Genomic DNA, 17,397 nt, shown 5'->3' on the forward strand with positions numbered 1-17,397 from the left:
TCACCACAGCAAGCCCGCTCACTACAGTGGCGGTGTTTTCAGTTCCAGGACTAGCCCGGTACGCGGCGAATTTTTGCGCCGAGCATCTGCAGTTTTTCTTCGATGCACTCGTAACCGCGGTCTATGTGGTAGATGCGGTCGATCAAGGTGTCACCGTCCGCACACAACGCGGAGATCACCAGGCTGGCCGAGGCACGCAGGTCGGTGGCCATCACTGGCGCGCCCTTGAGCTTGTCGATCCCGGTCACGATGGCAGTGTTGCCTTCAACCTGGATCTTCGCGCCCATGCGGTGCAGCTCGTATACGTGCATGAAGCGGTTTTCGAAGATGGTCTCGATCACGGCACCGGTGCCTTCGGCAATCGCGTTCAAGGAAATGAACTGCGCCTGCATGTCGGTTGGGAACGCCGGGTACGGAGCGGTACGCACGTTGACGGCTTTTGGCCGCTTGCCGTGCATGTCCAGTTCGATCCAGTCTTCGCCGCAGGTGATTTCGGCACCGGCTTCACGGAGTTTTTCCAGGACCGCTTCCAAGATGGTCGGATCGGTATCCTTGACCTTGACACGACCACCGGTGACGGCGGCGGCGACCAAGTAGGTGCCGGTCTCGATGCGGTCGGGCATAACCTTGTAGGTTGCGGTGTGCAGACGCTCCACGCCATCAATGGTGATGGTGTCGGTGCCAGCGCCGGAAACCTTCGCCCCCATGGCGTTCAGGAAGTTAGCCAGGTCGACTACTTCCGGCTCGCGGGCGGCGTTTTGCAGCACGCTGCGGCCGTTGGCCAGGGCAGCGGCCATCATGATGTTCTCAGTACCGGTCACGCTGACGGTATCGAAGAAGAAGTTCGCGCCACGCAGGCCGCCTTCAGGTGCCTTGGCCTTGATGTAGCCGCCTTCGACGTCGATGATCGCGCCCATCGCTTCCAGACCACGGATGTGCAGGTCCACCGGACGCGAGCCAATGGCGCAACCGCCAGGCAGTGCCACTTCGGCTTCGCCGAAACGGGCAACCATCGGGCCCAGCACCAGGATCGATGCACGCATGGTTTTCACCAATTCGTACGGAGCGATCAGGGTTTTGATAGTACGCGGGTCGATTTCGACAGCCAGTTTCTCGTCAATCACCGGCTCGATACCCATGCGACCGAACAGCTCGATCATGGTGGTGATATCGTGCAGATGCGGCAGGTTGGCCACGGTCACCGGGCCATCGCACAGCAGGGTCGCAGCCAGAATCGGCAAGGCGGAGTTTTTCGCACCGGAGATGCGGATCTCGCCATCAAGGCGGGCACCGCCGGTAATAATCAATTTATCCATAAGAATCTCGACGCCTTGGGGGCTCAGGTGCGCTCGGCCCAGGCCGCGCGGCTGAAAAATTTCATAGTGACCGCATGGATGCTGCCATCGGTGATCCACGGGTTCAAATGGGCATAGATCTGCTGCTGACGCTTGACCGGGCTCAATGCCGCCAGTTCATCGCTAATCACGTTCAGCTGGAAATTGCAGCCTTCGCCTTCAACTACAACCTCAGTATTCGGCAGCTTTCCTTCAAGGAAGCTCTTAACTTCTAGGGCCTGCATGCTCAACCTCTATCGGCGCCCAGTGCGCGCGGGTCGCACATCATACAAAAAAGCCCCGCGCCTGCGAACCCCGCATAGCAGGACTCTGACGGGGGGCTTGCTTGAAAATGTGTATTAAGGATGCGCCAACAGCTCGGTCAGACCAGAAACTTCGGCAATTTCGCGCATGTCGTCGGGTAACGCCCGAATGCTGACCGACTTCTTGGCCGCCTCGGCATCGCGCATGAAGCACAGCAACAACGATAAGCCGACGCTGCTGGACTTGGTCACTGCCGAGCAATCCAGCACCAGCGCGGGCGCGGTACTGGTCTTGATCAGTGCCTGGCCCTGCTTGCGCAGGTCAGGCCCGGTGCGGTAATCCAGCACGCCGCTGAGAAACAGCTCGCCAGCATCGCCAAGACGAACAGCCGACTCGATCATTGCACAGTCTTCCCGGCTTCTTTGTCGGATGTTTCCTTGGCCTTGGCGACTTCCCCGGCCCAGCCATTGATGGTCTTGTCCAGGTCATTGCCATTGCGCTGCATCGCATCGGCGAACTGATCACGGAACAGCTTGCCGATATTGATGCCGTTGATGATCACGTTACGCAGCTTCCACTCGCCTTGGATCTTCTCCAGGGTGTATTGCACCGGGTAGATCGCGCCGTTGTTGCCTTTGACGCTCATATTGACGCTGGTGCGATTACCCGATTCGTCGCCGGCTGGCGCAACGGTAATGCCCTGGTTGTTGTACTCAAGCAATGCGTTGCCATAGAACTGAAACAGGCCGCGCTTGAAGTTTTCCTGGAAGCGCTGCATCTGCTCAGGCGTCGCCTTACGCGAATACTTGACCGTCATGATGCTGCGGGAGATGCCTTCAGCATCCACCACCGGACCAACAATAGAATTGAGTGCGTCGTAAAACTTACTCGGGTCTTGCTTGTACTGTTCTTTGTTAGCCGTCAGGTCAGCCAACATTTTGTTGGTCGTGTCCTGCACCAGATCGTGCGCAGAACCCGCCGCGTTAGCCATCAAAGGCAACGCTGCAAGCAGCACCAGAAGGCCACGTCGCAAGGTAGAGATCATGTACAGATTCCTCATTTGGCGTCTTTATTGACCGTATTGAGCAGGAATTTACCGATCAGGTCTTCGAGTACCAGCGACGACTGCGTATCGTGGATGGTCGAACCATCCTTGAGCAGCTCTGTGTCACCGCCCACGCTGATACCGATGTATTTCTCGCCCAACAGACCCGCGGTGAGGATGGACGCAGTGGAGTCGGTCGGCAGATTATCGACCTTCTTATCCAACTGCATCGTCACTCGCCCCGTGAAACTGTCACGATCCAGATCGATTGCCGTGACCTTGCCGATCGTCACGCCGGCCATGGTCACCTTGGCTCTGACAGTCAAACCGGCGATATTGTCGAAATATGCGTAAAGTTTATATGTGTCGGCGGTAGGGCTGGCCGACAGGCCGCTGACCCGCAGGGCCAGCAACAGTAAAGCCAGGATGCCAGCCAGTAAGAAAAGGCCGACACCGATTTCCACAGTGCGGTTTTGCATCAGAAATCTCCAAACATCAAGGCGGTCAAAATGAAGTCAAGGCCCAGTACCGCCAGCGAGGCGTACACAACGGTCTTGGTGGTGGCGCGACTGATCCCTTCTGAGGTGGGTTCACAGTCATAGCCTTGGAATACGGCGATCCAGGTCACTACAAAGGCAAATACGATGCTCTTAATGATGCCGTTGAGCACGTCACCGTTGAAGGTCACGCTGTTCTGCATGTTGGCCCAGTAGGAGCCGTCATAGACGCCCAGCCAGTCCACTGCGACCCATGAACCGCCCCAGATGCCTACCACGCTGAAGATCATCGCCAGCAATGGAAGAGAAATGAAGCCAGCCCACAGGCGCGGGGCAACAATGTATTTGAGCGGGTCCACGCCGATCATTTCCAGGCTGGACAACTGCTCGGTGGACTTCATATTGCCGATTTCGGCAGTCAGCGCGGAACCCGCGCGCCCGGCGAACAGCAATGCCGTAACCACCGGCCCCAGCTCGCGCAACAGTGTCAGGGCCACCATCTGCCCCACCGCCTGCTCCGAGCCGTAACTGGACAGGATATTGAAGCCTTGCAACGCCAATACCATGCCGATGAACACCCCGGAGACCACGATGATCACCAGGGACATCACACCCACTGCGTGCAACTGCTTGATCAACAGACCAAAACCGCCACCAATGCCGCCGCGGCCCAGTAACGCGTGAAATAGAAAAATCGTCGAGCGACCCAGCACTTCGACGATGTCGATGCCCGAGCGACCGAAAAGGCGAACCTTGTCGATAAGAGATGTCTTGCGCATCAGCGCTTCCCCAGAAGATCTGCGCGGTAGTCCGCCGCCGGAAAGTGAAAAGGCACAGGGCCGTCGGGATCGCCGGTCATGAATTGACGAATGCGCGGGTTGTCGGCATTCATCAATTCCTCAGGCGTGCCCTGCCCCAGCACCTGACCATCGCCGACGACATACAGGTAGTCGGCGATGCTCGCGGTTTCCGCCAGGTCGTGGGAGACCACGATACTGGTGATCCCCAATGCGTCGTTGAGCAGGCGGATCAGGCGCACCAGCACCCCCATGGCGATCGGGTCCTGACCAACAAAGGGCTCGTCGTACATAAGGATCTGTGGATCAAGGGCAATGGCGCGCGCCAGTGCGACGCGACGCTTCATGCCGCCGGACAGCTCGTCAGGCATCAGGTCGATGGCGCCGCGCAGGCCCACGGCCTGGAGCTTCAACAAAACAATGTCACGAATCATTTCATCGGACAGTTGCGTATGCACCCGCAGCGGAAACGCCACGTTCTCGAAAACATCGAGGTCGGTGAACAGTGCCCCGCTCTGGAACAATACGCCCATGTGCTTGCGCGCATCGAACAGATCGCTGCGCGACAGCGTCGGCAGGTTCTGGCCGTTGACCCATACTTCACCGGCGTTCGGGCGCAATTGCATGCCCATCAAACGCAACAGGGTGGTCTTGCCGCAACCGGAAGGTCCCATGATGCCGGTGACCTTGCCGCGGGGAATGCGAATATCGACGTTATTGAAGATGCTGCGCGTCCCGCGCTTGAAGGTCAGTCCCTTCAGCTCGACCGCGTAGGCGTTATCGGCACTCATCTAAACTCCTTGGGATGCAGCTTCTCACTCAGACACCATCTATGCGACAAACGTTTGCAACGGCTGCGCAATATAGATAGCCACAGGGACTGAGCGGACCGAACTGGCCGCGAACTATATCACTGCTGGTACAACGCCCCCAAGGCCGGAACAGCGCCAGTTCAGTTTCGGGGCCAGGAAAAAACGTTGCTGAGCATGAATCTCAGGCGACTACCGAACAAACCCTGACGAACTTGCGTGAGGGAATTGAACATTACCGCTATAATCGCCGACTTTTCGTCAGGCTATACGATTTCAGACATGAGCCAATCCAGCGACCTTATTCAATCCGCACAACGCACTATCCGCCTCGAGCTTGAAGCCGTAGAAGGTTTGCTGGCCCATATCGACGCGGATTTCGTACGCGCCTGCGAGATGATTCTGGCCAGCAAGGGTCGCGTTGTCGTGGTGGGCATGGGCAAATCCGGCCATGTCGGCAACAAGATCGCCGCCACCCTGGCCAGCACCGGCACCACGGCGTTTTTCGTGCATCCGGCCGAAGCCAGCCACGGTGACATGGGCATGATCACCAAGTATGACATCATCCTGGCCCTATCTAATTCAGGCACCACCAACGAAATCGTGACGCTGTTGCCGTTGATCAAACGCCTGGGCATCCAGATGATCAGCATCACCGGCAACCCCGAATCGACCCTGGCGAGGGCTGCCGAAGTCAATCTGAACGTGCATGTAGCCCACGAAGCCTGCCCACTGAACCTGGCCCCGACCTCCTCCACCACTGCCGCGCTGGTCATGGGTGATGCCCTGGCTGTGGCGCTGCTGGAAGCCCGCGGGTTTACCGCCGAGGACTTCGCGTTTTCCCACCCGGGTGGTGCGCTGGGCCGTCGCCTGCTGTTGAAGGTCGAGAACGTCATGCATTCGGGCGATGAACTGCCCCACGTCCAACGCGGCACTCTGCTCAAGGACGCATTGATGGAAATGACCCGCAAGGGCCTGGGCATGACGGTGATCCTCGAAGCCGATGGCCGCCTGGCCGGCGTATTCACCGACGGTGATTTGCGTCGGACCCTGGACCGCACCATCGATATCCATACCGCCACCATCGATGCGGTGATGACGCCCCATGGCAAGACCGCGCGCCCTGACATGCTGGCAGCCGAAGCGCTGAAGATCATGGAAGACCACAAAATCGGCGCGCTGGTGGTGGTCAATAGTGACGACCGCCCGATCGGCGCCTTGAACATGCACGACTTGCTGCGTGCGGGAGTGATGTAAATGAGCAACGACCTGTTGCAGCGCGGCAAGCACATCAAGTTGGCCGTCTTCGACGTTGACGGCGTGCTGACCGACGGCCGCTTGTATTTCCTGGAAGATGGCAGCGAATTTAAAACATTCAACACGCTGGACGGTCAAGGCATCAAGATGCTGATGGCGGCCGGGGTACAGACCGCCATTATCAGCGGTCGCAAGACTCCAGTGGTGGAACGTCGCGCGCAAAACCTGGGGATTGCTCACCTGTATCAGGGCCGCGAGGATAAACTGGTGGTTCTGGACGAACTGTTGGGCCAACTCAACCTAAGCTATGAACAGGTCGCCTACCTCGGTGACGACCTGCCCGACTTGCCGGTAATCCGCCGGGTCGGGCTGGGCATGGCGGTGGCCAACGCGGCGGCGTTCGTTCGCGAGCACGCTCATGGCATCACCACTGCCCGTGGCGGCGAAGGTGCCGCCCGCGAATTCTGCGAGCTGATACTGCGCGCCCAAGACCGTCTTGAAGCGGCCCACGCCGCCTACCTATAGAGCGTTTTATGCTGAGCAAAAAGATTCGCAACTTCCTGTTATTCGGAGTCATCGCCGCGCTGTTCCTGGCGGTGGGCTACTGGAATATCAGCCCGGAGCGGTTTCTCGACCGACCTGTGGCGCAGGTCGACGATGGGGCTATCGACTATTACGCCACCAACGCCTACAGCGTGCAGTTCCTGCCCGATGGCAAGGTGCAATATGAAATGACCTCGGACAAAGTCGAGCATTTGAAGGCCAGCGAGGTGACCCTGCTGACCAACCCGGACTTGAACCTGTATCGCGGCACGGAGTTTCCGTGGCACGTCACTAGCAAGCGTGGCGAGGTGAACCCCGACGGCACCGAAGTCGAACTGATCGACTCAGTGCGCGTCGCGCGTACCGATGCGCAGAACCGCGACACCATTATTACCAGCAGTCGCATGACCGTATTCCCACAGAAGCAATATGCGCAGACCGAGCAAGACGTTAGAATCGACGGCGCTGGCGGTGTATCGACTGGCAAGGGAATGAAAGCGTATTTGAAAGAAAGCAGGATACACCTGCTATCGAACGTAAGAGGACAGTATGAGGCTCGTTAAAACTCTCCCGATTTTGCTCGGTCTTGGCGCAGCACTGGGAAGCGTGAGCGCCTGGGCTCTGCCGAACGATAGCGAGCAGCCTATCCGCATCCAGGCTGACGATGCTCAGCTGGATGACAAGCAAGGCGTTGCCACTTACAAGGGCGACGTGATCATTATCCAGGGCTCGATGAAGATCACCGGCAACACGGTAACTCTGACGCGCACCCCGGCAGGCGACATCGACGTGGTGACGTCGGTGGGCAACCTTGCCTACTTCGAACAGAAGCAAAAGGCAGAAGATCCAGGCCCGATGAAGGGCTATGGCAAGACCATCCAGTATCATGCGCAGCAAAACCGCATTGTGCTGATCGATCAGGCCAAGGTGCTGAGCGCCGACGGTAACTCCACCGAAGGCGAGAAGATCGTGTACAACACCAAGACTCAGGTCGCCCAGGCGGGCCGCGCCAACGGTACCAAGGTCAGCGCACCGCGCCCACGCATCGACATGGTTATCCAGCCGAAGAAGAAGGCCGAGTAATGGCAACTCTGAAAGCCCAGCATCTGGCCAAGGCCTATAAAAGCCGTCAGGTCGTGCGCGATGTCAGCCTGTCGATCGACAGCGGCCAGATCGTCGGCTTGCTCGGCCCCAACGGTGCCGGCAAGACCACCTGTTTCTACATGATCGTCGGCCTGGTTCAAGCGGACCAAGGCCGCGTGCTGATTGACGATCTGGACGTCAGCCACCAACCGATGCACGGTCGCGCCCGCGCCGGTATCGGCTATCTTCCGCAAGAAGCGTCGATCTTCCGCAAACTCTCGGTCGCCGACAACATCATGTCGATCCTGGAGACTCGCAAGGAGCTTGACCGCGATGGCCGTCGCGCGGAGCTGGAAAGCCTGCTGCAGGAGTTCCACATCAACCACATTCGCGACAACCTTGGCATGAGCCTGTCCGGTGGTGAGCGTCGTCGCGTGGAAATTGCTCGCGCACTGGCCACCGCGCCCAAGTTCATCTTGCTGGACGAACCGTTTGCCGGCGTCGACCCTATTTCGGTTGGCGATATCAAACAGATCATCCATCACCTCAAGGCCAAGGGCATCGGGGTATTGATTACCGACCATAACGTACGTGAGACCCTCGATATCTGCGAAACCGCCTATATCGTCAACGATGGTCAACTGATCGCCGAAGGCGATGCCGCCACCATCCTGGCCAACGAACTGGTCAAGGAAGTGTACCTGGGCCACGAGTTCCGCCTGTAAACAGCCTTTAACAAGGCGTTGGCAGGACGTTAACCTGGTGCGCGGATGCAATGAAAGCCTCTGGATTTTTATTGTTACCGCGCTCTAGGCAAAGCCCTCGATATCAGGCATATAATTTGCTTATGTTTGGCGCTCACGCGCCCTGTCGTGGATGGCGCATTGCGCCGGCGAATAAGGTGTTAAGCCCCTGCCATGAAACCATCGCTAGTCCTGAGAATGGGCCAGCAGCTGACGATGACACCGCAGCTGCAACAGGCCATCCGCCTGCTCCAATTGTCGACCTTGGACCTGCAACAGGAGATCCAGGAAGCTCTGGAGTCCAATCCGATGCTCGAACGCCAGGAAGAAGGCGACGACTTCGATAATGCAGATCCGTTGGCTGACAACATCGAGCAAAAACCCAACTCCGATGTGCAGGAACCCTCCTATCAGGAAACCGCCCCGACGGTGGATAACCTGGAGGAAGGTGAATGGAACGAGCGTATTCCCAATGAGCTTCCCGTGGACACTGCCTGGGAAGACGTCTACCAGACCAGCGCCAGCAGCCTGCCCAGCAGCGACGATGACGAGTGGGATTTCACCACCCGGACGTCCGCCGGCGAAAGCCTGCAAAGCCACCTGTTGTGGCAGTTGAACCTGGCGCCGATGTCGGACACCGATCGGCTGATCGCCGTGACCCTGATCGACTGCATCAACAACCAGGGCTATCTGGACGAAACCCTTGAGGAGATCCTTGAGGCCTTCGACCCGGAACTGGATATCGAGCTGGACGAAATCGAAGCCGTCCTGCACCGCATCCAGCAGTTCGAGCCTGCCGGCATTGGCGCCCGCAGCCTCAGCGAGTGCCTGCTGCTGCAATTGCGTCAGTTGCCCGCCAAGACCCCTTGGCTCAGCGAAGCCCAGCGTTTGGTCACCGATTACATCGATCTGCTGGGCAGCCGCGACTACAGCCAACTGATGCGACGCATGAAGCTCAAGGAAGACGAGCTGCGCCAGGTCATCGAGCTGGTGCAAAGCCTCAACCCTCGCCCGGGCTCGCAGATCGAGTCCAGCGAAGCCGAATACGTTGTCCCGGACGTTATCGTACGCAAGGACAACGAACGCTGGCTGGTGGAGCTGAATCAGGAATCGGTGCCGCGCCTGCGCGTCAACCCGCAATATGCCGGGTTCGTGCGCCGCGCCGATACCAGCGCCGATAACACCTTCATGCGCAATCAGCTGCAAGAAGCGCGCTGGTTCATCAAGAGCCTGCAAAGCCGCAATGAAACCCTAATGAAAGTCGCCACCCAGATCGTCGAGCATCAGCGCGGCTTCCTGGAATACGGCGACGAAGCGATGAAACCGCTGGTGCTGCATGACATCGCCGAGGCGGTCGGCATGCACGAGTCGACAATTTCACGGGTGACCACGCAGAAATTCATGCATACCCCACGGGGTATTTATGAGCTGAAATACTTTTTCTCCAGCCATGTCAGCACTTCCGAAGGCGGCGAATGCTCGTCCACGGCGATCCGCGCGATCATCAAAAAACTGGTTGCCGCGGAAAATCAGAAAAAGCCGTTGAGTGACAGCAAGATCGCTGGTTTACTGGAGGCACAAGGCATTCAGGTCGCCCGTCGAACCGTCGCCAAATATCGCGAATCCCTTGGGATCGCGCCTTCCAGCGAGCGTAAGCGTTTGATGTGACGGGCGGGCCATAGCGTTCCAGTGGCAGGCATCCCGGCCTGCCGCTTTATGCACTGGCAACGAAGGAGAAGCTGTATGCAAGTCAACATCAGTGGACACCAGCTGGAAGTCACCAAGCCCCTGCGTGAGTACACCGAGAGCAAGCTGAACAAGCTTGCGGGGCATTTCGACAAAATTACCAATGTGCAGGTCATCATGGAGGTCGATAAGCTCAAGCAGAAAATCGAGGCCACCCTGCACATACCGAATGCCAAAGTCGTCGCCAATGCCGAACATGACGACATGTATGCCGCGATTGACTCGCTGTACGAAAAGCTCGACCGCCAACTCATAAAGCATAAGGAAAAGAATCTGCACCTGATGCAAGGTACAGGTCGTTAACTCTCCCCCCCATGATCCGACTTGAAACTATCCTGACCCCCGGCCGTTCCCTCGTGAACGTGCCGGGCGGCAGCAAGAAAAAAGCCCTCGAACAAATTGCCAACCTGATCGCCCGCGAAGTGCCGGATCTGGAGATGCAAGATGTCTTCGAGGCGCTCGTCGCCCGTGAAAAACTGGGCTCCACCGGTTTTGGTAACGGCATCGCGATTCCACACTGCCGCCTCAAAGGCTGCGCAGATCCGATAAGCGCTCTGATACATCTGGAAGCCCCCATCGATTTCGACGCCATCGACGGCGCACCGGTCGACCTGCTGTTTGTCCTGCTGGTCCCGGAAGCTGCCACCGATGCGCATCTGGAACTGCTTCGGCAGATCGCCAGCATGCTTGATCGCAAGGAAGTACGTAACAGACTACGCAGCGCCAGCAGCAATGAAGCGCTCTATCAGGTTGTTCTGGATGAACAAAACGAGAAGTAATCATGCGTTTGATCATCGTCAGTGGCCGCTCCGGCTCTGGTAAAAGTACTGCCCTGAATGTTCTGGAGGACAGTGGCTTTTATTGCATCGACAACCTGCCCGCCGGGTTGCTGCCGGAACTGGCCGAACGCGCACTGATCCACACTGAGCTAGCGCAGCCGCTGGTTGCCGTGTCGATCGATGCCCGCAACTTGCCCAGCCACCTTTCCCGGTTCCCTGAGCTGTTGGAGGAAGTGCGCGCCAAGCATATTCACTGCGATGTGCTGTACCTGGATGCCGACGAGGAGACCCTGCTCAAGCGCTTCTCCGAAACCCGGCGGCGCCACCCGCTCAGCAGCCCCCATCGCTCCCTTGCCGAAGCGATCGAGGACGAGACCAAGCTGCTGGGGCCGATCATCGATCTGGCCGACCTGAAGATCAACACCACCAGTCTCAACCTGTATCAACTGCGCGATGCCATCAAGCTGCGGCTGCTGAACCAGCCGGAGCCTGGTACGGCCTTTCTGGTGGAGTCCTTCGGGTTCAAGCGCGGCATGCCGGTAGACGCCGATCTGGTGTTCGATGTGCGTTGCCTGCCGAACCCTTACTGGAAGCCGGAATTGCGTGATCAATCCGGGCTGGATCAGCCGGTCGCTGATTACCTGGCGGCGCAACCGGATGTGGAGGAGATGTTCCAGGACATCTCCACTTACCTGCTCAAGTGGCTGCCACGTTTTGCCGCAAGCAACCGAGCCTATGTGACCATCGCCATCGGCTGCACCGGCGGCCATCACCGCTCGGTTTACCTGACGGAGCGCTTGGGTCAGGTGCTGCAACAAACCCTCAAGAACGTCCAGGTTCGCCACCGCGACCTCAGCTGAAAGGAACACTCACGCGATGCCCGCTCGTGAAATTGAAATCATCAACAAGCTGGGCCTCCACGCCCGAGCCTCGGCAAAATTTGTCGGCGTTGCTGGAAAATACCCCTGCAAAATCCGCGCAGGACGCACGCCGGAGTCGATGGTTGATGGCAAAAGCATCATGGCGATGATGATGCTGGCGGCCGGCAAGGGCACTACGATTCACCTGGAGACCGAAGGCGATCAAGAAAAAGAGGCAATGGACGCCTTGGTGGAGTTGATCAACAACTTCTTCGACGAAGGGGAATAACCTCCCGGCGCTTTATCCCAACGCGGTATCCATCGCCATCATCACGCAAAACCCGATACATAGGCCCAAGCTGGCTAGCTTTTCGTGGCCATTGCGCCGCGACTCCGGGATCACTTCGTGAGTGACCACCAGCAGCATCGCCCCAGCGGCCAGCGCCAGCCCAAGGGGCAGCAGCATTTCCGCCAGGCTTACCAGCCAGGCGCAGAGCACGGCAAATACCGGTTCGACCAACCCCGACGCGGCGCCGATCATGAAGGCCTTGACCCGCGACATGCCCGCACCCGCCAGCACCAACGCAATCACCAAGCCTTCGGGTACATCCTGCAAAGCAATGCCCATGGCCAGGCTATCGGCATCCGGCATACCGCCCCCCGCCGATACGCCCACCGCCATGCCTTCCGGAATGTTGTGGGCAATGATCGCAAACACAAACAGCCAGATGCGTGGCGCAATCACCGGGTGCTCCGGCGTACCCACCAGCATTTCCGGGCTGGCGCCTGAGACCTTGCGGTCAACCAAATAAAGCCCGAATGCCCCCAGCATGATCCCGAAGCTGACCAGGCCACTGGCCCCCCAGGGCGAAAGCCCGAGGCTTTCAGCTGCCGCGATGCCCGGCACCACCAGCGAAAACGCGGTGGCAGCCAGCATCACACCCGCCCCGAAGCCTAGCAACGTATCGTTCAAGGCAGCCGGCATGCGCTTTATCACCAATACCGGCACCGCGCCCAGTGCAGTGCCCAGGGCGCAAATCGAACCACCCTGCAGCGCCCGCAGGATGCGCGGTTCCAAGTCGAGCCAGGCCAGACCATGGGCCACCAGCAATGCAGTACCTGCCAACAGCAGCAGCGAGCCAAATGCATAACGAAACAATCGCACGCTGCCGATCGCCAGAGTTTCAGTGCCCATAGTCGGCCTTAGTGCTTGTCATGGAGAGACGCATCAAGCCATGGCAGCCTGATAGCGGGCGGCGACTTCTGGCCAGTTGATAACACTGTAGAAGGCATTGATGTATTCCGGGCGGCGGTTCTGATAGCGCAGGTAATACGCGTGCTCCCAGACGTCCAGGCCAAGGATCGGCGTGTTGCCATTCATCAGCGGGCTGTCCTGATTGCCGCTGCTTTCCACCACCAGTGTCTTCTGCGGGGTGACGCTCAACCAGGCCCAGCCACTGCCGAAGCGGGTCAGCGCCGCTTTGGTAAACGCCTCTTTGAAACGCTCGAAACCGCCCAACTGCTGGTCAATTGCCTGACCCAGCACACCCTCCGGTTTGCCGCCGCCCTGGGGCGACATCACTTCCCAGAACAAAGAATGGTTGGCGTGCCCGCCTCCTTGGTTGATCACAGCCGCACGCAGTTTTTCCGGCAGTTGTTGTACGCTGGCGACCAGTTTTTCTACCGGCCATTCAGCGAACTCAGTACTTTGCACCGCTGCGTTGAGGTTATTGATATAAGTCTGATGGTGCTTGGTGTAGTGAATTTCCATGGTTTGCGCATCAATGTGCGGCTCCAGGGCATCATAGGCATAAGGCAAGGCAGGCAAGGTGTAAGCCATATCAGTGTGCTCCGTAGTGAGGCGTGGTCGGTTGGGCTGCGGCACCTCCGAGCAAGCGATGGGTACGCGGGTACTCGCCGTGCTCGCTGATGAAATTCAACAGTTCAACGTAGGTTTTGCTGCTCTGGCGCGCTGCGGCCTCACGCAGTTGCGGGGTGAGGCGTGGGTCCTGCATGGTCTGCAGCAAGCGTTGGTGAATGGCGCACAAATACTCCGCGCTTTCTTCCGGCTGGTTGAGGCGCAGGTGCAGGTCCGCGAGGTTGTGATGGGAAATCACGCAGGCCGCCACGGCCTCATCGGCGTCCGCCCAGCGTTCAAACAGCACCTGGGCCAGGGCAAGGGCCTGCAGATACGCCTCGCGCGCGTCCACCCATTCGCCCTGCATGAAGCATCGATTAGCCCGTTCGATCGTGCGTTTCCAGTGCTCCATGGTGAGCCTCCAAAGCAGGGCGGGTGATTACACGCCGCCGGCGGTGAGTTTTTCCGGGTCCAACAGCGTTTCCAATTGGCTGCGCGGCAAATCGGTGTGTTCAAGCGCCACATCGAGCACCGGACGCCCCTGCTGATAGGCCTTCTTGGCGATTTCAGCGGCTTTCTGGTAACCGATGATCGGGTTGAGCGCTGTCACCAGAATGGGATTGCGCGATAACGCCTCGTTGAGCTTGGCTTCGTTGACCTTGAAGCTGGCGATGGCTTTATCGGCCAGCAGGCGGCTGGAGTTGGCCAGCAGTTGCAGGCTATTGAGCAGGTTCTGGGCAATGACCGGCAACATAACGTTCAACTCGAAATTGCCGGACTGACCGGCGACGGTGATTACCGTGTCATTGCCGATCACCTGCGCTGCGACCATGGCGGTTGCTTCCGGAATCACCGGATTGACCTTGCCCGGCATGATCGACGAGCCCGGTTGCAGCCCCTCCAACTCGATCTCACCCAGACCTGCCAGCGGACCGGAGTTCATCCAGCGCAGGTCATTGGCGATTTTCATCAGCGACACCGCAGTGGCTTTCAACTGGCCTGAAACGGCGACGGCGGTGTCCTGGGAGCCAATCAATGCAAACAGGTCCTTGCCCGGCGTGAACTTAACGCCGGTCAGGCTGCTGAGTTGCTGGCTGAAGCGCGCCGCGAATTGCGGATGCGCGTTGATGCCAGTGCCCACCGCAGTCCCGCCTTGGGCCAAGGCTTGCAGGCTGGGCAGCAAATCCTGCAAGTGGCCGATATTGGCCTTGAGTTGCTGCGCCCAACCGTTGAGTACCTGGCTCATGCGCACGGGCATAGCGTCCATCAGGTGCGTACGGCCGGTCTTGATAAAGGGGTGAACCTCTTCAGCCTTGTGTTCGATCACCTGCACCAGATGCAGCAGGGCCGGCAGCGTTTGCTCATGCAGGACCAGCGCGGCACTCACGTGGATGGTGGTGGGAATGATGTCGTTGCTGCTCTGGCCACAGTTCACATGGTCATTGGGGTTGACCGCCTCACCCAGCAAACGGCTGGCCAAGGTTGCAATCACTTCATTGGCATTCATATTGGAGCTGGTGCCGGAGCCGGTCTGGAAGATATCCACCGGGAAATGGCGCATGTAATCGCCTTCCAGCAAGCCCTGGGCGGCATCGACGATGGCCTTGCCCTGCCCTTCGCTGATTTGCTTGAGCTCCACGTTCACCTTGGCAGCCGCCGCTTTGGCCAGGATCAGCGCGCGAATGAACTGCGCGGGCATTGGCTGATGGCTGATCGGGAAATTGTTCACCGCGCGTTGGGTCTGGGCGCCATACAGGGCGTCGGCGGGGACATGCAGTTCGCCCATGCTGTCGCGTTCGATACGGGTGTTACTCATCGGAAGATCCTTGCACCAGGTCAGAAACAGAAAGGGAAGGCAGCAACTGGCACGTTGCCAACTGCCAGGCAAAGGCCTGCCAGCGCTTGAGGCGACAGGCGCAATGAGAGAGTTTTTCCAGGTCGCGCAACGGGCGCCAGGCTTGATCCAGACACAGTGATCGCCAGTGCCAGGGCAAGGCGATATCACTGGCGGTGTCGATCAACAGGCGAAACGAGGTTTCAGCGATGGTCCACGGGTGCGTTGCCGTGCAGCACGCCAGGTATCGACCCTCGCTGAGGTAATGTTCGATCAGCCGCGGCTCGTTGGGGTCCAGACCGCAGCGGATCTGACGGCTCATCCAGCGCCAACTTTCCAGGTAAGGATCCTCGTGCAGGACAGAATTCATGATCCACGCTCGCTCGATAATGATATTTATTATTAAATGATATTGAGAATCAAAACAAGCGCGAGCGTTAAGTCGAGTTTTCAGCCGCCCACAAAAAAGGCGCGCCATCTCTAAGATGGCGCGCCTTTTTTGTGGGCGGTCAGTCGGAAGGATCAGCTGCCGGCGACCGTCATCCGCTCAATCAATACCGAACCGGTGTGGATGTTGCTGCGCCGCTCTACGTCATTTCCCACCGCAATGATTTGCTTGAACATGTCACGCATATTGCCAGCAATGGTGACTTCCTGGACGGCAAACTGAATCTCGCCGTTCTCCACCCAGAACCCCGCCGCGCCGCGCGAATAGTCACCGGTGACCATGTTCAGGCCATGGCCCATCAACTCGGTGACCAGCAGGCCACGGCCCATACGCCGCAACAGCGCTGCCTGATCTTCATCGCCGTGGGTCACGAACAGGTTATGCACGCCCCCCGCATTCGCGGTGCTGGGCAAACCGAGCTTGCGACCGGAATAAGTACCCAGCACATAGGACACCAACTCGCCTTTCTCGACGAACGGCTTGGCATAGGTCGCCAGGCCATCACCGTCGAACGAGGTGCTGCCCATGGCACGCATCAAGTGCGGGCGTTCATCGATGGTCAGCCATTCTGGAAACAGCGTTTGGCCGATTGCCCCTTCCAGGAACGAGGATTTGCGATACAGATTGCCGCCGGAAATCGCCCCGAGGAAACTGCCGAACAAACCGCCGGCCAGTTCCGCAGAAAACAGGACCGGCACTTCGCAGGTCGGCACCGGACGCGCGCCCAGGCGGCTCGCGGCACGCTGCGCGGCCTTCTGGCCGATGCTGACAGGGTCAGCCAGGAGTTCGCCCTGACGGTTCACGTCATACCAGTAATCCCGCTGCATCTGGCCATTGGCCTCGGCGATCATCACGCAGCTCAAACTATGGCGAGTGGACGCGTAACCGCCGATAAAACCGTGGCTGTTGCCGTATACACGGCAGCCTTGGTGGGTATTGAGCGTGGTGCCATCGGCGTTCTTGATCCGAGAATCGGCGTCAAACGCTGCGGCCTCACAGACCAGCGCCTGCTCGATGGCCCGTTCCGGGGTGATGTCCCAGGCATGGAACAGATCAAAGTCCTTCACATCCTTGGCCATCAGGGCTTTATCGGCCAGACCCGAACTTTCATCCTCGGAAGTGTGCTTGGCGATCGCCAATGCAGCGGCGACCGTCTCGCGGATAGCCTCCGCGCCACTGGCCGAGGTACTCGCCGAACCTTTGCGCTGCCCCACATACAAGGTGATGCCAAACCCCTGGTCGCGATTGAACTCAACAGTTTCCACTTCCCGCTGACGCACCGACGTCGACAGCCCCTGCTCCAGCGACACCGCGACTTCACAGGCACTGGCCCCCTGGCGCTTGGCCTCGGCAAGAATCTGCTCGACTTGTTCCTGCAGTGCCGGTAACGCTTGCGGACCGACGCTTTGGGCTGCACTCATGGTTTTCTCCACTCAAATTCTGCTTTCGGTTAAGGCCATCGAGCGACCGGGCCGGACAAGCGGCCCCCGACTGGTTATC

The 17,397-nt window shown here is 58.8% G+C and carries 23 protein-coding genes; 10 read left to right on the plus strand and 13 right to left on the minus strand.

From position 1 onward, the window contains the following. Positions 1–50: 50 nt before the first annotated feature. The 7 genes from murA to FIV35_RS14335 all read right to left on the minus strand — a co-directional run bounded on the left by murA (position 51) and on the right by FIV35_RS14335 (position 4,728). Positions 51–1,316, minus strand: a complete 1,266-nt coding sequence (gene murA, locus FIV35_RS14305; protein ID WP_034095925.1) for a UDP-N-acetylglucosamine 1-carboxyvinyltransferase — start codon at positions 1,314–1,316, stop codon at positions 51–53. 23 nt (positions 1,317–1,339) lie between these two features. Next, positions 1,340–1,579 (minus strand): BolA family protein, encoded by a 240-nt coding sequence (locus tag FIV35_RS14310; protein WP_034095924.1) that lies wholly within the window; start codon positions 1,577–1,579, stop codon positions 1,340–1,342. 114 nt (positions 1,580–1,693) lie between these two features. Further along, a complete protein-coding gene (locus FIV35_RS14315) occupies positions 1,694–1,999 on the minus strand; it encodes an STAS domain-containing protein (RefSeq protein WP_034095923.1) in 306 nt (101 codons plus the stop codon). Beyond that, positions 1,996–2,643 carry an MlaC/ttg2D family ABC transporter substrate-binding protein gene (locus FIV35_RS14320; RefSeq protein WP_034136993.1) on the minus strand — a complete coding sequence of 216 codons (648 nt, stop codon included), beginning with the start codon at positions 2,641–2,643 and terminating at the stop codon, positions 1,996–1,998. The genes FIV35_RS14315 and FIV35_RS14320 overlap by 4 nt, the downstream gene beginning before the upstream one ends. Before the next feature lie 11 nt (positions 2,644–2,654). After that, the gene (mlaD, locus tag FIV35_RS14325) at positions 2,655–3,122 is read right to left on the minus strand and encodes an outer membrane lipid asymmetry maintenance protein MlaD (RefSeq protein ID WP_034136992.1); all 468 of its coding nucleotides are present in this window, start codon (positions 3,120–3,122) and stop codon (positions 2,655–2,657) included. Continuing rightward, a complete protein-coding gene (mlaE, locus tag FIV35_RS14330; protein WP_034136991.1) occupies positions 3,122–3,919 on the minus strand; it encodes a lipid asymmetry maintenance ABC transporter permease subunit MlaE in 798 nt (265 codons plus the stop codon). Before mlaE ends, mlaD begins: the two co-directional genes overlap by 1 nt. Beyond that, positions 3,919–4,728 carry an ATP-binding cassette domain-containing protein gene (locus tag FIV35_RS14335; protein WP_034095919.1) on the minus strand — a complete coding sequence of 270 codons (810 nt, stop codon included), beginning with the start codon at positions 4,726–4,728 and terminating at the stop codon, positions 3,919–3,921. Before FIV35_RS14335 ends, mlaE begins: the two co-directional genes overlap by 1 nt. 300 nt (positions 4,729–5,028) lie before the next feature. Here FIV35_RS14335 and FIV35_RS14340 point away from each other — a divergent pair, with 300 nt between their 5' ends. From FIV35_RS14340 to FIV35_RS14385, 10 genes are all read left to right on the plus strand, one after another. Beyond that, positions 5,029–6,003 carry a KpsF/GutQ family sugar-phosphate isomerase gene (locus tag FIV35_RS14340; RefSeq protein WP_034136990.1) on the plus strand — a complete coding sequence of 325 codons (975 nt, stop codon included), beginning with the start codon at positions 5,029–5,031 and terminating at the stop codon, positions 6,001–6,003. Further along, positions 6,004–6,528 carry a KdsC family phosphatase gene (locus FIV35_RS14345; protein ID WP_034136989.1) on the plus strand — a complete coding sequence of 175 codons (525 nt, stop codon included), beginning with the start codon at positions 6,004–6,006 and terminating at the stop codon, positions 6,526–6,528. Positions 6,529–6,536: 8 nt separating this feature from the next. Beyond that, entirely contained in the window at positions 6,537–7,109 is a 573-nt protein-coding gene (gene lptC, locus FIV35_RS14350; protein WP_034095916.1) for an LPS export ABC transporter periplasmic protein LptC, read from the plus strand. Further along, positions 7,096–7,629 (plus strand): lipopolysaccharide transport periplasmic protein LptA, encoded by a 534-nt coding sequence (lptA, locus tag FIV35_RS14355; RefSeq protein WP_034095915.1) that lies wholly within the window; start codon positions 7,096–7,098, stop codon positions 7,627–7,629. The genes lptC and lptA overlap by 14 nt, the downstream gene beginning before the upstream one ends. Continuing rightward, positions 7,629–8,354 (plus strand): LPS export ABC transporter ATP-binding protein, encoded by a 726-nt coding sequence (gene lptB / locus FIV35_RS14360; RefSeq protein WP_034136988.1) that lies wholly within the window; start codon positions 7,629–7,631, stop codon positions 8,352–8,354. Before lptA ends, lptB begins: the two co-directional genes overlap by 1 nt. Positions 8,355–8,546: 192 nt before the next feature. Next, complete coding sequence (locus tag FIV35_RS14365) at positions 8,547–10,040, plus strand: RNA polymerase factor sigma-54 (protein WP_034111779.1); 1,494 nt, start codon at positions 8,547–8,549, stop codon at positions 10,038–10,040. 75 nt (positions 10,041–10,115) lie between these two features. After that, complete coding sequence (gene hpf / locus FIV35_RS14370; protein WP_034095912.1) at positions 10,116–10,421, plus strand: ribosome hibernation-promoting factor, HPF/YfiA family; 306 nt, start codon at positions 10,116–10,118, stop codon at positions 10,419–10,421. Between the two features lie 11 nt (positions 10,422–10,432). Then, positions 10,433–10,897 carry a PTS IIA-like nitrogen regulatory protein PtsN gene (gene ptsN, locus FIV35_RS14375; protein WP_034095911.1) on the plus strand — a complete coding sequence of 155 codons (465 nt, stop codon included), beginning with the start codon at positions 10,433–10,435 and terminating at the stop codon, positions 10,895–10,897. Positions 10,898–10,899: 2 nt separating this feature from the next. Then, entirely contained in the window at positions 10,900–11,757 is an 858-nt protein-coding gene (rapZ, locus tag FIV35_RS14380; protein WP_034095910.1) for an RNase adapter RapZ, read from the plus strand. 16 nt (positions 11,758–11,773) lie between these two features. Continuing rightward, positions 11,774–12,046 (plus strand): HPr family phosphocarrier protein, encoded by a 273-nt coding sequence (locus FIV35_RS14385; protein ID WP_034095909.1) that lies wholly within the window; start codon positions 11,774–11,776, stop codon positions 12,044–12,046. A 12-nt stretch (positions 12,047–12,058) separates the two neighbouring features. Here FIV35_RS14385 and FIV35_RS14390 read toward each other — a convergent pair whose 3' ends face one another. The 6 genes from FIV35_RS14390 to pmbA all read right to left on the minus strand — a co-directional run bounded on the left by FIV35_RS14390 (position 12,059) and on the right by pmbA (position 17,318). Further along, the gene (locus FIV35_RS14390) at positions 12,059–12,952 is read right to left on the minus strand and encodes a ZIP family metal transporter (protein WP_034095908.1); all 894 of its coding nucleotides are present in this window, start codon (positions 12,950–12,952) and stop codon (positions 12,059–12,061) included. Between the two features lie 33 nt (positions 12,953–12,985). Continuing rightward, positions 12,986–13,597, minus strand: coding sequence for a superoxide dismutase (locus tag FIV35_RS14395; RefSeq protein WP_034136987.1), 612 nt, complete (start codon positions 13,595–13,597; stop codon positions 12,986–12,988). A 1-nt stretch (position 13,598) separates the two neighbouring features. Further along, positions 13,599–14,027 (minus strand): DUF2753 family protein, encoded by a 429-nt coding sequence (locus tag FIV35_RS14400; RefSeq protein WP_034136986.1) that lies wholly within the window; start codon positions 14,025–14,027, stop codon positions 13,599–13,601. Positions 14,028–14,054: 27 nt separating this feature from the next. Next, positions 14,055–15,431 carry a class II fumarate hydratase gene (locus tag FIV35_RS14405; RefSeq protein ID WP_034136985.1) on the minus strand — a complete coding sequence of 459 codons (1,377 nt, stop codon included), beginning with the start codon at positions 15,429–15,431 and terminating at the stop codon, positions 14,055–14,057. Further along, entirely contained in the window at positions 15,424–15,819 is a 396-nt protein-coding gene (locus tag FIV35_RS14410) for a hypothetical protein (protein ID WP_034095904.1), read from the minus strand. The genes FIV35_RS14405 and FIV35_RS14410 overlap by 8 nt, the downstream gene beginning before the upstream one ends. Before the next feature lie 152 nt (positions 15,820–15,971). Further along, entirely contained in the window at positions 15,972–17,318 is a 1,347-nt protein-coding gene (gene pmbA / locus FIV35_RS14415; protein WP_034136984.1) for a metalloprotease PmbA, read from the minus strand. Positions 17,319–17,397: the final 79 nt, after the last annotated feature.

The organism is Pseudomonas rhodesiae, assembly GCF_007858255.1.
Taxonomy (GTDB): Bacteria; Pseudomonadota; Gammaproteobacteria; order Pseudomonadales; family Pseudomonadaceae; genus Aquipseudomonas; species Aquipseudomonas rhodesiae.

Excerpts from the sequence above, each read along its gene's own strand:
- FIV35_RS14390 (WP_034095908.1), bottom strand. The coding sequence starts at position 12,952 with ATGGGCACTGAAACTCTGGCGATCGGCAGCGTGCGATTGTTTCGTTAT.
- FIV35_RS14410 (WP_034095904.1), bottom strand. The coding sequence starts at position 15,819 with ATGAATTCTGTCCTGCACGAGGATCCTTACCTGGAAAGTTGGCGCTGG.
- FIV35_RS14405 (WP_034136985.1), bottom strand. The coding sequence starts at position 15,431 with ATGAGTAACACCCGTATCGAACGCGACAGCATGGGCGAACTGCATGTC.
- FIV35_RS14400 (WP_034136986.1), bottom strand. The coding sequence starts at position 14,027 with ATGGAGCACTGGAAACGCACGATCGAACGGGCTAATCGATGCTTCATG.
- mlaD (WP_034136992.1), bottom strand. The coding sequence starts at position 3,122 with ATGCAAAACCGCACTGTGGAAATCGGTGTCGGCCTTTTCTTACTGGCT.
- murA (WP_034095925.1), bottom strand. The coding sequence starts at position 1,316 with ATGGATAAATTGATTATTACCGGCGGTGCCCGCCTTGATGGCGAGATC.
- FIV35_RS14340 (WP_034136990.1), top strand. The coding sequence starts at position 5,029 with ATGAGCCAATCCAGCGACCTTATTCAATCCGCACAACGCACTATCCGC.
- FIV35_RS14395 (WP_034136987.1), bottom strand. The coding sequence starts at position 13,597 with ATGGCTTACACCTTGCCTGCCTTGCCTTATGCCTATGATGCCCTGGAG.
- FIV35_RS14345 (WP_034136989.1), top strand. The coding sequence starts at position 6,004 with ATGAGCAACGACCTGTTGCAGCGCGGCAAGCACATCAAGTTGGCCGTC.
- FIV35_RS14315 (WP_034095923.1), bottom strand. The coding sequence starts at position 1,999 with ATGATCGAGTCGGCTGTTCGTCTTGGCGATGCTGGCGAGCTGTTTCTC.
- lptA (WP_034095915.1), top strand. The coding sequence starts at position 7,096 with ATGAGGCTCGTTAAAACTCTCCCGATTTTGCTCGGTCTTGGCGCAGCA.
- lptB (WP_034136988.1), top strand. The coding sequence starts at position 7,629 with ATGGCAACTCTGAAAGCCCAGCATCTGGCCAAGGCCTATAAAAGCCGT.
- pmbA (WP_034136984.1), bottom strand. The coding sequence starts at position 17,318 with ATGAGTGCAGCCCAAAGCGTCGGTCCGCAAGCGTTACCGGCACTGCAG.
- FIV35_RS14365 (WP_034111779.1), top strand. The coding sequence starts at position 8,547 with ATGAAACCATCGCTAGTCCTGAGAATGGGCCAGCAGCTGACGATGACA.
- FIV35_RS14320 (WP_034136993.1), bottom strand. The coding sequence starts at position 2,643 with ATGATCTCTACCTTGCGACGTGGCCTTCTGGTGCTGCTTGCAGCGTTG.
- rapZ (WP_034095910.1), top strand. The coding sequence starts at position 10,900 with ATGCGTTTGATCATCGTCAGTGGCCGCTCCGGCTCTGGTAAAAGTACT.
- ptsN (WP_034095911.1), top strand. The coding sequence starts at position 10,433 with ATGATCCGACTTGAAACTATCCTGACCCCCGGCCGTTCCCTCGTGAAC.
- lptC (WP_034095916.1), top strand. The coding sequence starts at position 6,537 with ATGCTGAGCAAAAAGATTCGCAACTTCCTGTTATTCGGAGTCATCGCC.
- FIV35_RS14310 (WP_034095924.1), bottom strand. The coding sequence starts at position 1,579 with ATGCAGGCCCTAGAAGTTAAGAGCTTCCTTGAAGGAAAGCTGCCGAAT.
- hpf (WP_034095912.1), top strand. The coding sequence starts at position 10,116 with ATGCAAGTCAACATCAGTGGACACCAGCTGGAAGTCACCAAGCCCCTG.
- FIV35_RS14335 (WP_034095919.1), bottom strand. The coding sequence starts at position 4,728 with ATGAGTGCCGATAACGCCTACGCGGTCGAGCTGAAGGGACTGACCTTC.
- FIV35_RS14385 (WP_034095909.1), top strand. The coding sequence starts at position 11,774 with ATGCCCGCTCGTGAAATTGAAATCATCAACAAGCTGGGCCTCCACGCC.
- mlaE (WP_034136991.1), bottom strand. The coding sequence starts at position 3,919 with ATGCGCAAGACATCTCTTATCGACAAGGTTCGCCTTTTCGGTCGCTCG.